16 protein-coding genes and 1 pseudogene are annotated in these 14,029 nt (G+C 45.3%); 10 read left to right on the top strand and 7 right to left on the bottom strand.

The window, feature by feature from the left end; all coding sequences use genetic code 11:
* The first annotated feature begins 16 nt into the window (after window positions 1–16).
* Both JNUCC22_RS13570 and JNUCC22_RS13565 read left to right on the top strand, forming a co-directional pair.
* Window positions 17–214, top strand: coding sequence for a hypothetical protein (locus JNUCC22_RS13570; RefSeq protein ID WP_216061802.1), 198 nt, complete (start codon window positions 17–19; stop codon window positions 212–214).
* Window positions 215–393: 179 nt separating this feature from the next.
* Window positions 394–1,146: an SGNH/GDSL hydrolase family protein gene (locus JNUCC22_RS13565; protein WP_216061801.1), complete on the top strand. Its 753-nt coding sequence runs from the start codon at window positions 394–396 to the stop codon at window positions 1,144–1,146.
* A 15-nt stretch (window positions 1,147–1,161) separates the two neighbouring features.
* On the opposite strand, the gene JNUCC22_RS19640 is transcribed toward JNUCC22_RS13565, so the two are convergent.
* The 4 genes from JNUCC22_RS19640 to JNUCC22_RS19710 form a co-directional block, all read right to left on the bottom strand.
* Window positions 1,162–1,290, bottom strand: coding sequence for a hypothetical protein (locus JNUCC22_RS19640; RefSeq protein WP_007613134.1), 129 nt, complete (start codon window positions 1,288–1,290; stop codon window positions 1,162–1,164).
* Between the two features lie 141 nt (window positions 1,291–1,431).
* Window positions 1,432–1,941, bottom strand: a complete 510-nt coding sequence (locus JNUCC22_RS13560; RefSeq protein WP_007408760.1) for a type 1 glutamine amidotransferase domain-containing protein — start codon at window positions 1,939–1,941, stop codon at window positions 1,432–1,434.
* A 169-nt stretch (window positions 1,942–2,110) separates the two neighbouring features.
* Window positions 2,111–2,338 carry a hypothetical protein gene (locus JNUCC22_RS13555; protein WP_007408759.1) on the bottom strand — a complete coding sequence of 76 codons (228 nt, stop codon included), beginning with the start codon at window positions 2,336–2,338 and terminating at the stop codon, window positions 2,111–2,113.
* A gap of 5 nt (window positions 2,339–2,343) precedes the next feature.
* On the bottom strand, window positions 2,344–2,415 hold the full coding sequence (locus JNUCC22_RS19710) for an SWIM zinc finger family protein (RefSeq protein WP_141137932.1): 72 nt from the start codon (window positions 2,413–2,415) through the stop codon (window positions 2,344–2,346).
* A 159-nt stretch (window positions 2,416–2,574) separates the two neighbouring features.
* On the opposite strand from JNUCC22_RS19710, the gene hmpA reads away from it, so the two are divergent.
* From hmpA to JNUCC22_RS13525, 6 genes and pseudogenes are all read left to right on the top strand, one after another.
* Window positions 2,575–3,765 (top strand): NO-inducible flavohemoprotein, encoded by a 1,191-nt coding sequence (hmpA, locus tag JNUCC22_RS13545; RefSeq protein ID WP_007408758.1) that lies wholly within the window; start codon window positions 2,575–2,577, stop codon window positions 3,763–3,765.
* 1,176 nt (window positions 3,766–4,941) lie between these two features.
* Window positions 4,942–6,597, top strand: coding sequence for a collagen-like protein (locus JNUCC22_RS13540; RefSeq protein WP_252729702.1), 1,656 nt, complete (start codon window positions 4,942–4,944; stop codon window positions 6,595–6,597).
* Between the two features lie 853 nt (window positions 6,598–7,450).
* Complete coding sequence (locus tag JNUCC22_RS13535) at window positions 7,451–7,792, top strand: hypothetical protein (RefSeq protein ID WP_230245820.1); 342 nt, start codon at window positions 7,451–7,453, stop codon at window positions 7,790–7,792.
* Between the two features lie 279 nt (window positions 7,793–8,071).
* Window positions 8,072–8,176, top strand: coding sequence for a hypothetical protein (locus JNUCC22_RS19705; RefSeq protein ID WP_324647714.1), 105 nt, complete (start codon window positions 8,072–8,074; stop codon window positions 8,174–8,176).
* Between the two features lie 18 nt (window positions 8,177–8,194).
* Window positions 8,195–8,751 (top strand): annotated as a pseudogene (locus JNUCC22_RS13530) (SMI1/KNR4 family protein).
* A gap of 142 nt (window positions 8,752–8,893) precedes the next feature.
* Entirely contained in the window at window positions 8,894–9,034 is a 141-nt protein-coding gene (locus tag JNUCC22_RS13525) for a hypothetical protein (RefSeq protein ID WP_223254684.1), read from the top strand.
* Window positions 9,035–9,176: 142 nt separating this feature from the next.
* Here JNUCC22_RS13525 and rpsD read toward each other — a convergent pair whose 3' ends face one another.
* A complete protein-coding gene (gene rpsD, locus JNUCC22_RS13520; protein ID WP_003152406.1) occupies window positions 9,177–9,779 on the bottom strand; it encodes a 30S ribosomal protein S4 in 603 nt (200 codons plus the stop codon).
* 290 nt (window positions 9,780–10,069) lie between these two features.
* Here rpsD and JNUCC22_RS13515 point away from each other — a divergent pair, with 290 nt between their 5' ends.
* A complete protein-coding gene (locus tag JNUCC22_RS13515) occupies window positions 10,070–11,818 on the top strand; it encodes a sensor domain-containing diguanylate cyclase (protein WP_216061800.1) in 1,749 nt (582 codons plus the stop codon).
* Between the two features lie 34 nt (window positions 11,819–11,852).
* Here the strand turns inward: JNUCC22_RS13515 and JNUCC22_RS13510 are convergent, their stop codons facing one another.
* A complete protein-coding gene (locus JNUCC22_RS13510) occupies window positions 11,853–12,335 on the bottom strand; it encodes a GAF domain-containing protein (RefSeq protein ID WP_007613120.1) in 483 nt (160 codons plus the stop codon).
* Between the two features lie 125 nt (window positions 12,336–12,460).
* On the opposite strand from JNUCC22_RS13510, the gene refZ reads away from it, so the two are divergent.
* On the top strand, window positions 12,461–13,084 hold the full coding sequence (gene refZ / locus JNUCC22_RS13505; protein ID WP_007408038.1) for a forespore capture DNA-binding protein RefZ: 624 nt from the start codon (window positions 12,461–12,463) through the stop codon (window positions 13,082–13,084).
* Here refZ and hisJ read toward each other — a convergent pair.
* Window positions 13,074–13,886: a histidinol-phosphatase HisJ gene (hisJ, locus tag JNUCC22_RS13500; RefSeq protein ID WP_216061799.1), complete on the bottom strand. Its 813-nt coding sequence runs from the start codon at window positions 13,884–13,886 to the stop codon at window positions 13,074–13,076. The two genes, refZ and hisJ, sit on opposite strands and share 11 nt — an antisense overlap.
* Window positions 13,887–14,029 lie beyond the last annotated feature (143 nt).

Raw genomic sequence — 14,029 nt, 5'->3', positions numbered from 1 at the left:
AACCGGTTTCTAAAAAATGTTCGCGCCGTTCCCGCAGCAGAAAACGGACACACCGTTCTCGCAGCAGAAGACGGACGCATCACCGGACACACCGCTCCCGCAGCAGAAGACGGACGCATCGCCGGACACACCGTCGGACAGATCGCCGGACACACCGTCGGACACATCGCACGAGACGGTCCCATCAAAAACGTACCCGCAAACGCTGTTTTAAATGCTGACAGCAGACTCTATTACAAGTAACGGAGATCTGCTATAATGGCAAGAGAACTGCATAAAAGATCCAGTATCATCATCTGCGGACACTGAACTGACAACATGGCGCTGTTTGTTCGTGTCCGTTTTTTATGTCAACAAAGATGCCGGAGGATAAAAAGGAAGGGATGACGCCGAATGAAGCTGAATGAGGATTTTTATAACTCTGCAGGAAAGACAGTCTCTTTGCCAAACATAAGCAGCAAGCTTTTGCATATCACGGACAGCGGGCATATCAGCGTTGACTTCATCAGCATAAGCAGGCTGCGGAAGGCTTCAAAAATCGCGATCTTAGGTGACAGCGTCGCCCGGGGGCTGCGTGCGGAATACGGCTTTGGTGACATTCTGAAAGACCGGACAAACGCTGAAATAACCAATCTGTCTGTCAGCGGCGTTAATATGAGCAACAACGGAAGCGATAACATTTATCAGCAGGCGCTTAAAACAAAGGGACATGATGTCATCATTGTCCAGGGAACAGATGATGATTGGTGCAACCACATTCCCATCGACACAGATGAAAAGGATATCACCACATTTTACGGAGGCTTCTGCCAAGTGATCCAGCAGCTGCGGAGCGGAAATAAAGGCGCGAGCATCATTGTGGTGACCCCAACGAGACAAGCAAAAATATCAAAAGGAAAAATCGTCCGCCGTGATACTGATAAAAATAAACTGGGCCTGAAGCTGGCTGACTATGTGAAAGCCCAAAAAGAAGCCTGCACACTCCTCTCTGTACCGTATGCCGACCTGTTTGATACAGATCTCATCGACCCGTATAATCCCGCTTTCCGCAGCATGTGCATGTCAGAAGGTCTTCATCCGAACGAGAAAGGGCATCAAATCATATTTCAGGAAATCTGCCGGAATTATTATTACTATTATGGTTAACACAGCGCTAACAGATTATTTTCGGCTTTGCTTTTCTAAAAGCTCAATTATTCTTTGAGATGCGTGTTTTTGCGCTCTCAAAAGCGAGACGATATTACCGGTAAAACCGATTAAAATGAAAAGCAGCAAAATGATCATCCACATAGCGAACCTCCTGTCGGGTTTTAAAACATTCTCTTTTTATTTTACTTATTATGGATGGGCCGGAGAATAGGTCTAAACGAACGGTGTTTCTTTAAGAGTCCGTAAAAAAGCACAGACTGAACGGGTCTGTGCTTTTTTCTCTTATTTCAGCAGGTTCAATGATTCACGATTAAAAGCTTCCAAATCGTCAGGTGTTCTGCTCGTTACGATGTTATGGCTCACGACGACTTCTTCATCTTTATAATGTGCGCCGGCATTGATTAAGTCTTTGCGGATGCTGCGGAATCCCGTGATATCTTTTCCTTTAAGAAGGTCGGTATCAATCAGCAGCTGCGGGCCGTGGCAGATCGCGAAAACGGGTTTCTGATTTTCCACGAATGCTTTAGTGAATTCACCCGGGCGGTCATCTCCGCGCAGAAGATCCGGTGAAAAGCCTCCGGGAATCAATAACGCATCGAATTCCTTGGCGTCTGCGTCTGAGATCGCTTGATCGATCTTTACTTTCTCACCGTGCTTGCCCGTCACTTCTTTCCCTGCTTCCAAATCTATTGTCACCACACTGTGGCCCGCTTCTTTAAATGCTTCCGCCGGGCTTGTATATTCAATATCCTCAAATTGATCTGTCATCAGAACTGCGATTTTTTTGCTCATACATCATGCCTCCTGTGAATTTGTATATGACAAGAATATCAGGCAGATTCCCGCCTCACAACGTATTTGCTTATGAAAAAAGACCCCTCTGAAAAAGAGGAGCCAAAAGGTACGGAGGTCTGCTTAAACTTACGTGTTTAACCTGAGATAAGGCAAGAAATCGAACCAATTACTTTTTGCGTCTTTTTTTCTGCTTTTTACACCCGCATTTCCCCGGATCGCCCGGATCAATGACTTCGTGAATTGTTTCTTCCTTATAAACGTGGCGGGGAACATAACGGATATGCTCTCTGTTAATGTGTTTGATGGGATGGACGTAAACCACTTCTTTGTCAGTATACTTGTCAGTCACAATATACTTAGGGTCACAGTAATACACTTTCGATTTTTTACCCATTCATCTCACCTCCCGTACTTTATTAAATGCTGACAAGGAGGATTTTGCATCGGACAAGTACACCATGGCAAGTCCACAATTTTTCAGCTGCAATTTCGTTTTTCTGATTTTTCCTGAATCCGCCTCAAATTGGAACGGCTAACCCTTTTTGAGCGGGGAAATCTATAAAAAAGAATTCAAAAACGATTCTTTTCTCAGGTCAATCGAGATGCATACATCTTTAGGGGGATTTCAGAATGCTCGATGAAAAAACGATTGAAATCATTAAAAGCACAGTGCCGGTCTTAGAAGAGCATGGTGAAGAAATCACAGGCCGATTTTATGACCTGCTGTTTCAGCATCACCCTGAGCTGCTGAATATCTTTAATCAGACGAATCAAAAGAAAAAAACACAGCGTACGGCCTTGTCGAATGCTGTGATTGCAGCCGCAGCCAATATTGACCGGCTGGAAAACATCGTTCCCGTCGTCAAACAAATCAGCCATAAACACCGGAGTATCGGTGTTAAACCCGAGCATTACCCAATCGTTGGAAAGTACTTGTTAATCGCGATAAAGGATGTGCTAAAAGACGGGGCTGCTCCTGAGGTCATTCAGGCATGGGAAAAAGCATACGGCGTCATTGCAGACGCTTTTATCGGAATTGAGAAGGACATGTATGAACAAGCGGAAACGCAAAAAGGCGGCTGGAAAGACTATAAGGCGTTTAAAATTGATAAAAAGGTAAAAGAAAGCAAGGAGATAACGTCGTTTTATTTAAAACCGGAAGACGGACAAGTTCTCCCCGAGTTCAAAGCGGGACAGTATATCAGTGTAAAAGTATACATTCCGGACACGGGTTATACGCATATCCGCCAGTACAGTTTGTCGGATGTATCCGGTAAGGATTATTACAGGATTTCCGTGAAAAAAGACGGAATTGTTTCTTCATATCTGCATGACCAATTACACGAAAAGGATTCAATTGAGATCAGCGCTCCGGCCGGGGATTTCGTATTAGACCCTGATTCCAAAAAGAATCTGGTTCTCATCAGTGCCGGTGTCGGAATTACCCCGATGATCAGCATGTTAAAGACGGTTGCCAAAACCCAGCCGCAGCGAAACGTTCTCTTTATCCATGCGGCAAGGAGCGGAGAGTATCATGCGTTGCGGCATGAAGCTGAAGAAGCCGCGGAACACTCATCCGTTGACACCCTCTTTATTTACAGCGAGCCGTCCGAACAAGACCGTTCAGAAAACATTCGTTTTCGGGAAGGCCGGATTGACAAACAGCTGTTAGAAGAAGTGATGACAGATAAAGATGCTGATTTTTACCTGTGCGGATCACCGTCATTCATTAAAGAAATGAAAAAGCTGATTTCTGAATTCAATACACCGCCGGAATCCATTCACTATGAATTATTTGAACCGCAGCTGAGTATGGTGTGATTGAAGAAGGAAGGCCGATGATTTTAATGTATGAAGCATCCGGACTGGGTGCTTTTTTTATTCTCTTGCAAGGAAGGGTTGCTGAGGAATCACTCTGTAGAGGAAAACCACTTTTTGTCTCAACTCGCTTAATTATCGAATGAAATAAGTGCCGCATGTTAAAAACACATGGCCCGCGAGTTTATTGCTCACTTATCCTGCTGCTCGGATTTTTGGTGTGTGAGAAAAAAACGGTACGGCTGCATAATCCGGAAGAGACGCTGACCTTTTACTTGTAAAAGAAGTTTAAAGACAGGATGAACGCTTATTTGCTAGTGTACGAGCGGCAAAAGCAAAAAGAGGAATCGGTATTTTAAAATTAAAAATAACAACTGATAGAAATGAAAGTTTCAGGATACAATGGGATTTATATATTCGGGTTTTGTGATAGCAGTATAGGGAGGGGAATAATAGAGTGAGTAACTTTTTTGAGGAATCGGTACAGGGAGGGGTTGTATCTATGCTTACTGATATTAAACAAAAGGTTTGGGGATGCTCTTTTATCTGAGAATCGATTTGAGATGAAGCGGGGATGCCGAGGGGATCAGAGGGCGAACGTCAGGCAGAATTACGCCAAGTGGACCGCCGAGAAAAATGGCTCTGGAAATGTGAATCTATTGTTGATTTTCTTGATTGAGCTAATGAAGAAATAGTTGACGAGAAACACCGGACTGTCTTTGTAGTAGACGGGGTGAAATATCGTGAAATCGCTCTGCATTCTGGCGTTTCCCGCGAAACGGTCAGACGCATCAAAGAGAAGATTTTTTGCCAAATATGTAATTTTTATTGTTGAAACAGATAAAATCAGCAGTGTAGACTGGAAGGCAAAATATTTCTGCGTCCCCATCGATTCAAATAGGGATTACAATAATGTGAAGAGTTATTTATAAACAGAAATTGATAAATAATATAAGATCAGCTGACAAACTTAATGAGGATCAAACTAGTGCTCACTTATTTATAAATTAAACATATTATAATGATATATTAATCATTAAGGGAGATGAGCAGCTGATGGGTTATGATCAGCATAGAAGATGCCCTAAATGTAAACAAAAACTACCGAAACCAAACTGCTGTAACTGCTGTCCCATCTGTTATACAAAAGTTATTGTAGGACAACGAGGATTACGAGGGTTGCGAGGGATTCCAGGGGTTACAGGACCAGCCGGACCAGCCGGACCAGCCGGACCAGCCGGACCAGCCGGAGCGACCGGGGCCACAGGAGCTATCGGTCCAGCCGGAGCCACAGGAGCAACCGGGGTAACTGGAGCGGCGGGAGTCACAGGAGCGACCGGGGTAACTGGAGCGGCGGGAGCCACCGGAGCGACCGGGGTAACTGGAGCGGCGGGAGTCACTGGAGTGACCGGGGCCACAGGAGATATCGGTCCAACCGGACCAGCCGGAGCCACGGGAGCAGCCGGAGCCACGGGAGCGACCGGGGTAACTGGAGCGGCGGGAGCCACAGGAGTGACCGGAGCCACAGGAGATATCGGTCCAACCGGACCAGCCGGAGCCACCGGAGCCACGGGAGCAGCCGGACCAGCCGGAGCCACAGGAGCGACGGGAGTCACTGGAGCGACGGGAGTCACTGGAGCGACCGGGGCCACCGGAGATATCGGTCCAGCCGGAGTCACAGGAGCCACAGGAGCGACCGGGGTAACTGGAGCGGCGGGAGTCACAGGAGTGACCGGAGCCACAGGAGATATCGGTCCAACCGGACCAGCCGGAGCCACCGGAGCCACAGGAGCGACCGGGGTAACTGGAGCGGCGGGAGTCACTGGAGTGACCGGAGCCACAGGAGATATCGGTCCAACCGGAGCGACCGGAGCCACGGGAGCGACCGGGGTAACTGGAGCGGCGGGAGTCACTGGAGTGACCGGAGCCACAGGAGCGACCGGGGTAACTGGAGCGGCGGGAGTCACAGGAGTGACCGGAGCCACAGGAGATATCGGTCCAACCGGACCAGCCGGAGCCACCGGAGCCACGGGAGTCACTGGAGCGACCGGGGCCACCGGAGATATCGGTCCAGCCGGAGTCACAGGAGCCACAGGAGCGACCGGGGTAACTGGAGCGACGGGAGTCACAGGAGTGACCGGAGCCACAGGAGATATCGGTCCAACCGGACCAGCCGGAGCAACCGGAGCGACCGGGGTAACTGGAGCGGCGGGAGTCACAGGAGTGACCGGAGCCACAGGAGATATCGGTCCAACCGGACCAGCCGGAGCAACCGGAGCGACCGGGGTAACTGGAGCGACGGGAGTCACTGGAGTGACCGGAGCCACAGGAGATATCGGACCAGCCGGACCAGCCGGAGCCACTGGAGCGACCGGGGTAACTGGAGCGGCGGGAGTCACAGGAGTGACCGGAGCCACAGGATCTGGGCTATCAGAATATGCTTATGTGTACAATCTAAGTGCAGAAACGGTAGCTATAGAGGCTCCGGTAATTTTTGACTCAACTGGAATCACTACTGCTGGCATTACACATGCCCCTGGAACAGCTCAAATTATAGTAACCACTCCAGGAGATTACGAGGTCACTTTTTCAGTCTCGGGTGTAGAGCCTAACCAATTCACTTTATTTGTAAATGGAGGGCCGGTGACGAACACAGTTTACGGTTCAGGAGCTGGTACTCAACAGAACAATGGTCAGGCCATAATTACTCTAGCAGCAGGTGACATTCTTACTCTTGTAAATCATACTTCTGCAGCAGCAGTTACTCTTCAAACTTTAGCAGGGGGAACGCAAACAAACGTAAACGCTTCTATTGTTCTCAAAAAATTAAATTAGATAAGTGGTTTAAATCTCCATATTAAACAAGAAATGCGAATGACTTAAAAAAGCTTATAGAGCTTAATATACAGCTTTAGAAGGATGAAGAAATTTAAAATATAAGCAAACTCATCTAATTTTTTTATATAAGGTATTATGGTAATAGGTAATAAACAGGCAGGCGCTTTCCCGCAGGGGAGGGTGCTTTAAATTTAAGGACAAAAGCCTCCAACTGTTAAGCGAGTCAACACAGTAGGAGGCTTTTCTCTTATGGGTGGTACAGCAGCAGTATTCTCTTACAAATCAAATATTCCCAGAAAGTTATGGCAGTATTCGTCTCTCGAGTAATGAAAAAAGTTTTATGTTCTCTGTAAACTGCGTCCGGTAAATCTCGGGATAAACGATTGGCGGTTAACGACTGAGTACGGGGGCAGTTTAGAAAGAATATGATTGGAGGGATTACATAAAATAATTAGTCAAGCCTTAGAGGAATTAGGAAAGAATGTGAGGTGTGCGGCTGAAAGGGTGCCAAATCTCAACCCTGTTATTATCCATAAAAAAGACATGGCAGCGCAACTACAGGAATTCAGTTCGGATTTAGGCTTGTCAGCAGATCTCCATCATTGCCTAGATAAAAAGGTAAAGAACTTATTAACGGCGTATATGGCTCACAAACGGCATATGCAATCCATGACTCCTGACGGCATTTAGGGTTAAAACAAAAGCAAAGCGCGAATCTCTACTAAACAGTTACTTTAGGACTTCTCAAAAAGGAACTCCTATTAAAGGGAGCAGGGTTAATTTTCAAATTGTTTAAATAAAAGTAAAAATATAGCATGATAGACCAGAAAACAAATGAAGGAGGATTTGTATGAGGTTGTTAAAAAACTCAATCTGTTTACTTGTCGCAACTCTATTGATTGCTATTGGATTTTCGCCGCAAACGAAAGCAACACAAGAGGACTCGTTTGGATTAGCAAAACCAGTAACCTTTGAAGAAAAAGAAACTTTAACAGTAGATAAGAATGAAGTGGCTAAGAGCAATAATGATGGCCAGGCTTCCATCATTAAGGAGGCACGACAACTTGCCAAACAGGATAGCCACAATGAAATAACCTATAAGAACCCCTTAGCCAAAGAAGAAAACAACATTGTTAATGTGCCAGACGTTGAGAAAAAAGAAGAAAAGCGCACACTAAAGCAGCCAGCTTAGTTACGATGTCCTACACAACAATATATGACCCCAACAAAAAATCCACACAACCACAATTAAAATAGCAAGCATAGTTGGCGAAAAGCCGATAGTTATCGAAGCAAGAAACGATTTATATGAAAGTAACACTTATAGCGGAAAATATGGAAGGGTTTTTCTCCATAACAGAGAATTTTTAGGAAAAGACATTAAAGTAGGTAAATCATATTCAAAGTCGTATTATCCTAAAAAGACAAAGTTGATCCAAAGTGGAATTGGAGTTGATTCGATATTCACCATGTGATTCCGCTAAAGTATGGGGGAAAAAATAACTTTAATAATTTGTATCCTCTCCCTCGTGATATGCACCAAAATCTATTAAATCCTTGGTGGGATAAATATTAATAAGTAAGAGGTGGCTCAATGGCAGTTTTTGTTGAAAAAACGCTCCAAGGTCTAAAAGAATTAATTGATGAAAAAGGCCGCTTGAAAATTTTAGGGAATGAAGGAGCTCTTTTAGAAACAGAATGTACTTTCTTTAAAGGTGCAACAGATCTGGAGATTGAGAGTTTTGAGAAGAAAATAAAAGTCTCACTTCCTGAAGATTATAAAACCTTTTTAAAATTGCATAACGGAGCCAGAATATTTGATTTGTTGATTTACGGTGAGAATGCAGGTGGGGGTTTGCATATTCTTAATTTAGAAGAGATTGAAAAGTATATGCAAAATGGTTTTTTAGAGCCTCAGTTTATTCCCGTCGCACATCTGTTAGACGGATGTTATTTGTTAATTCACAAAACCAAAATGCCACAGATCCAAACTATTTATGGTTCCGCAGATTTATTGAGTATGAACCAATGCAACTTAATTTTGAGATATTTTTAGATAGGTATATTTTGTCTCAAGGATCAAGTTTTTGGGAATGGAATATCTATACTGCTGAGAATTATTATAGAACTCACCAGAGTGATGAGCTTTAATCATTCGTATACGACCGATTTCAGCCCAGCAGGATAAACAGCAGGAACAATAATGCCTTATAAAAGAAGCATTGAATTTTCTGAACATGCTATTTTAGCCGAGGAGAAAATGAGGCACCTGGAGGGATTATAATTGAAAAAAATGATTCTTTGTGCAGCCCTAAGCTTCGTTACGTTAAGTGGTTTAGCTGCAGTTAAGATTAATCAAGAATCATCAGATGTTAAGATAACAGAGCGCCCGGTGGGTACTCTAAAATTAGCAGAGCGGCCAGTAGGTACATAAAAAAAAGCCCCGGACAGGGCTTTTTTAATAAAGAGAGGGAGCATCTGTCCATTATTCTGACAGCCCAAAAGAAAAACCCCGGAAACATTGTCATCACAACATGTCCGGGGTTTAATCCAATGCTCTTTAAAGAGCGTTTTACTTAACGGGAGTAGAACTCAACGATAAGCGCTTCGTTAATTTCCGGAGCAAGCTCAGAGCGCTCTGGAAGACGAGTGAATGTACCTTCAAGCTTTTCAGCGTCGAAAGTAAGGTACTCAGGAACGAAGTTGTTTACTTCTACAGATTCTTTGATGATAGAAAGGTTTCTTGATTTTTCGCGAACACCGATTGTTTGACCAGGTTTTACTTGGTAAGACGGAATGTCAACGCGGCTTCCGTCAACAAGGATGTGACCGTGGTTAACTAATTGGCGAGCTTGACGGCGAGTGCGCGCAAGACCGAGCTTGTACACAACGTTATCAAGACGTGCATCTAAAAGAATCATGAAGTTTTCGCCGTGTTTACCAGTCATTTTTGCAGCTTTGTCAAACAATGTGCGGAATTGACGTTCGTTTACACCGTACATGTGACGAAGTTTTTGCTTTTCTTGCAATTGCAAACCGTATTCTGATAGTTTTTTACGCTGTCCCGGACCGTGGGGACCTGGTGCGTAAGGGCGTTTTTCTAATTCTTTACCTGTACCGCTAAGAGAGATTCCTAAACGGCGAGACAGTTTCCAAGATGGACCTGTATAGCGAGCCATAATGTGACTCCTCCTTTGGTTTTATTTTGTGGAAAATAAAAACCGTCTGTTCGATCCGACCGTGCACATTTTGTTTTCATGTATCCTCGCTCCAGCAGCAGAGAGTTACACGATACACCTTACAGCTAAGGAACAAAATGCAAACACAGAAGCTGAACAAAAAGGCTGCAATATTTCACACAAAGAACATTATATGATTTTTCCCTGCCGCCGTCAACCATTTCTCCATGAAGAGTGCCGGTTTATGATATAATGTACAAAAATGAGTAGTACATGTTTAGGTGATAAAAATGAAAAAACAAACAATTGATGAAGTGACGGCCTTTCATCAGAAAATGCTTTCTTTTTTCTTAACGAAATCTGAATCCGTCTCATTATCCGACTCGCTGTTATGGCTGGCCTCAGCTCTAGAATCCTGCTTTACATCTCTTTCATTGACCCTTTCACCGGCAGAATCAACACGTTTCACCATAAAAACAGAAGATGAACCGCATTATGCTCCGCTGAAAGAGAGTGACGGCCGTTTTATGATCAGGAATCAGACGTCCGGCAGATCCTTTTATCTGTGCTCGGAAGGCGGGCTGCCGATCCCGGAATCATTGCCTGAGATCGTTACTCAGTTCATTAATCAATCTGTGAGACAAAGCGGGCTGTTTGACAAAACGAAGCATCAGCGGAAAATTCACAGAATGACAGAAATGTTCCATTCGCTTTTGGACCAAAATGAGGTTTTGGAAAAACTGCAGGCAAGTTTGAGTACGGCTTTCCGGTCTTTCCGTTTTTCACTGTTTATCACTCAGGATCAGGATACGGACAGACAGCTTCCCGCAAAAGAATTACATATGGACGGAAAAGATGCCGATCCGTCTGCCCAGAAGGTTTATTTATCGGGGAGGCTGCTCAGAAAAGGCAGGTCATCTGCTTATCTGCCGATCAAAGGCCAGCAGGGGACTTACGGGGTTTTGAAGACGGAGGGGCTGCAGGATGCCGTTCTTTCGTGCAGTACTCTCAGTGAAATGCTGCTGCTTGCGGGCGCAGCGGGAAAAGCATTTGAAAATGCGCAGCTCTATGAGCAATCGAAAAAAAGCATTGCGAATCTGGAGCTCATTAATGAAACATCGCGCCAGCTGAATCAGCGCCTCAGACTCACTGATACGATGCGGGAGCTCGCCGCCATTATGACCCAATCGTTTCATGCGGAAGAAGTGGCTTTTTTTCATATTGATCATTTTGAGACGCAAAATCTGCTTCCGGGACATACCGCTTTTTTTAAGACAGAACGTGCGAACCCCTATATCAGCATTGTGAAAGAAAAGCTCTTCGAGGGAGAAAAGGGCGTGTTTATCGGCAGCGGAAAGACTGTATTCGGCGAAAACGGTTTCGGCTCGCTGATGGCGGTGCCGATGATCGAAAATGACACCGTCTTCGGGTTCGCGATTTTATTGAAAAAGGATTTGTATGCTTTTACGTTTGAAATGTATAAGCTTTTTCAAGCGCTCATTCACCATGCGACATTGGCGGTCACGAACTCCATGCTGCGCGACAGGCTTGAGCATCTTGTTCAGACAGACCAGCTGACGAAGCTGTATTCAAGAACCTATTTGGATGAGAAAATTCAATACAGCATGAAAATTCATAAACGGGGTGTATTCATCCTCGTTGATATCGATAATTTCAAAAATATTAATGATACATACGGTCATCAAACGGGAGATTCGATCCTGATTCAGGTGGCCTCCGTTATGAAGAACCATATTCGTGAGCATGATGTCGCTGCGAGGTGGGGGGGCGAGGAGCTGGCTGTCTATCTGCCGAATATCAACGTGTCATCCGGAGAACGCATCGCTAAAAGGCTGGTTCGCGCCATCCGGGAAAACACCGAGCCGCGCGTGACGATTTCCTGCGGCGTTTCCTGCTGGTCAAAGACCGGCCCGATGCCGTTGAAATTGCTCGTTCAGCAAGCGGATGAGGCGCTTTATATCGCCAAACGGAACGGCAAAAACCGGCTGATCATCCATCAAAACAGCACGACGACATAAAAAAGGAGCCGGCCTGCCGGCCGGGCTCCTTTTTTTATCCTAATCGTTTTTCAAGCGTTTCAACAAACTTTGCTAAATAGGTTTCGTCCGTTTCATCAAAACGGTTTTTCACGGGGCTGTCAATGTCCAGCACACCGATCACTTCACCGTTTACGCGGATCGGGAGGACGATTTCCGACTGGGAAGCCGCGTCACAGGCGATATGTCCCGGGAACGCATTCACATCGGCAATCCGCTGCACCGAGCCATTAGAGTAGGCAGTGCCGCATACGCCTCTGCCGAACGGAATGCGCACACAGGCAGGAAGTCCTTGAAACGGTCCGAGTACGAGCTCGCCCTCTTTAGCGAAGTAAAACCCCGCCCAGTTGACTTCATGTAATGAATGGTATAAAAGCGCTGACGCATTCGCGTAATTTGCGATCGCATCCGTTTCATCTTCTGTCATGGCTTCGAGCTGTTTAAGCAGAAGCTGATAACTTTTTTCTTTATCTCCGGATTGTTTTTCGACATGAAACATGGAAAACCCTCACTTTTTCTATAATATCAAACAAAGTTCCGGCCGTTCTGCCGGCATTTGTCGAGAAGTTCTTACAGGAACGGCGCCTTTCTGCTTGAATTGTTACACATAAAGGGGTGAGCCGTATGAAAGTAAGCACCAAAGACAAAATTATTAACGCCGCTGTCCAGCTGTTTAACCAAAAAGGTTATTCCGGCACGTCCGTCCGTGAAATCGCAAAGTCAGCTGATGTAAATGTTGCGCACATCTCCTACTATTTTAAAGGGAAAGGCGGATTAATGGAACATTTAGTTTCCGAGTTTTACGAAGGCTATACTGAAGCGCTGGAAAAAGCCGCCGTCAGTATGAACGGTGAAGACGCGCAGGAACGCATCCTGCGGGTGATTTTCGATATTTTATCCTATCAGCACGATAACCGTCAATTAACGCGGTTTGTATACCGGGAAGTGACGATTGATTCCGTGCTTATCAGGGAAATTATGTCTACTTACTTAATGAAAGAAAAATATATTTTCCAGCTGGTGATTGAAGAAGGGCAGTCACGCCACAGACGGCTGACGCTGCCCGTGCCGCATTTTATTCTGCAATTGAAATCCCTCTTGATGATGCCGTATCTTCAGCCTCAATACATTACGGAGGTGCTCTATATGCAGCCTCATGAACCGTACTTTTATAAAAGGTATTTTGAAGAGGTGAAGATCTGGATCGAAAGCGTGTTCCGACGGCCTGATGCGGCGCTTATGAAGTAATGATGCTTTTGTACGTTTCGTAGGAACTGCCGACATCTTCCGCTTGATGGGCGTCCGACCCGAATATGAGCGGGATTTTTTTTTGCTTCGCCGTCTCAGCCATCCAATCCTCCATGTATACTTCCCCGGCAAATTTCTTTCTGAGCCCGGATGTATTCACATCCAGCTCCATTCCGTGTTCTTTCACGGCGTCAAGACAGCGGGCCGCAAGCTCTCTTATTTGAGGTGACATGCTGTAAGGGAAAAGGCGCGCGAATTTTTTGACGAGCGTGATATGGCCGACCCGTTTTGGCTTAAAGGGGCCGAGCGGTGTTACAATGGAAGAATACACAGTTTCATAGTATTGTTCATATACGGCTTCAATGCTTCCGAATTGTGCGACAAGCTGCTGAAAGGCGTGCTCGTCAAAATCGAGGCATATATAAGACGGACCGGTCTTCAAAAAATGAACGGATAAAATGCCGTCATCCAGTGAGGGGCCGTACGTGTTCAGAAACGCCGCGGTTTCCTCTTCATACCCTGTGATAAAATCGGTTTCAAGTCCAGTCAGAATGCTGATTTGTCCATCGTATTCCTTTTTCAGCTGTGACAGCCGCTCCAAATAAACCTCCATCTGTCTGAGATCCATCGCGCTGTCCTGAAGCGGTACGGGATCTTGAAATGACGGAGGAAGGGGGGCGTGCTCTGTAAATGTGATCGAGTCAAAGCCTCTTTCCAGGGCCTTTTCGACATATTGTTTCAGCGCATCCTTCGAGCCGTGAGGGCAAAAAGGGGTGTGGATATGAGCGTCTCGTTTTTCCATTTGTGTCACTCCATTAAAAAATTGCAGAATCCTGCCGAAATTATGCAAAAAGTTTTTGATTTCTGGTCAAAAAATGTTGGTTACATGGTATCATAATAACAATGAAAACGACAGATTTTCTCAATACATATATTGAAATCTTT

Origin of the sequence: Bacillus sp. JNUCC-22 (assembly GCF_018861275.1) — a bacterium.
Lineage (GTDB): Bacteria > Bacillota > Bacilli > Bacillales > Bacillaceae > Bacillus > Bacillus velezensis.
Note: the sequence above shows the minus strand (reverse complement) of the source record. Positions and strands in the feature narration are given on the sequence as shown.

Excerpts from the sequence above, each read along its gene's own strand:
- JNUCC22_RS13570 (WP_216061802.1), top strand. The coding sequence starts at position 17 with ATGTTCGCGCCGTTCCCGCAGCAGAAAACGGACACACCGTTCTCGCAG.
- JNUCC22_RS13565 (WP_216061801.1), top strand. The coding sequence starts at position 394 with ATGAAGCTGAATGAGGATTTTTATAACTCTGCAGGAAAGACAGTCTCT.
- JNUCC22_RS19640 (WP_007613134.1), bottom strand. The coding sequence starts at position 1,290 with ATGTGGATGATCATTTTGCTGCTTTTCATTTTAATCGGTTTTACCGGT.
- JNUCC22_RS13560 (WP_007408760.1), bottom strand. The coding sequence starts at position 1,941 with ATGAGCAAAAAAATCGCAGTTCTGATGACAGATCAATTTGAGGATATT.
- JNUCC22_RS13555 (WP_007408759.1), bottom strand. The coding sequence starts at position 2,338 with ATGGGTAAAAAATCGAAAGTGTATTACTGTGACCCTAAGTATATTGTG.
- hmpA (WP_007408758.1), top strand. The coding sequence starts at position 2,575 with ATGCTCGATGAAAAAACGATTGAAATCATTAAAAGCACAGTGCCGGTC.
- JNUCC22_RS13535 (WP_230245820.1), top strand. The coding sequence starts at position 7,451 with ATGAGGTTGTTAAAAAACTCAATCTGTTTACTTGTCGCAACTCTATTG.
- JNUCC22_RS13525 (WP_223254684.1), top strand. The coding sequence starts at position 8,894 with ATGATTCTTTGTGCAGCCCTAAGCTTCGTTACGTTAAGTGGTTTAGCT.
- rpsD (WP_003152406.1), bottom strand. The coding sequence starts at position 9,779 with ATGGCTCGCTATACAGGTCCATCTTGGAAACTGTCTCGCCGTTTAGGA.
- JNUCC22_RS13515 (WP_216061800.1), top strand. The coding sequence starts at position 10,070 with ATGAAAAAACAAACAATTGATGAAGTGACGGCCTTTCATCAGAAAATG.
- JNUCC22_RS13510 (WP_007613120.1), bottom strand. The coding sequence starts at position 12,335 with ATGTTTCATGTCGAAAAACAATCCGGAGATAAAGAAAAAAGTTATCAG.
- refZ (WP_007408038.1), top strand. The coding sequence starts at position 12,461 with ATGAAAGTAAGCACCAAAGACAAAATTATTAACGCCGCTGTCCAGCTG.
- hisJ (WP_216061799.1), bottom strand. The coding sequence starts at position 13,886 with ATGGAAAAACGAGACGCTCATATCCACACCCCTTTTTGCCCTCACGGC.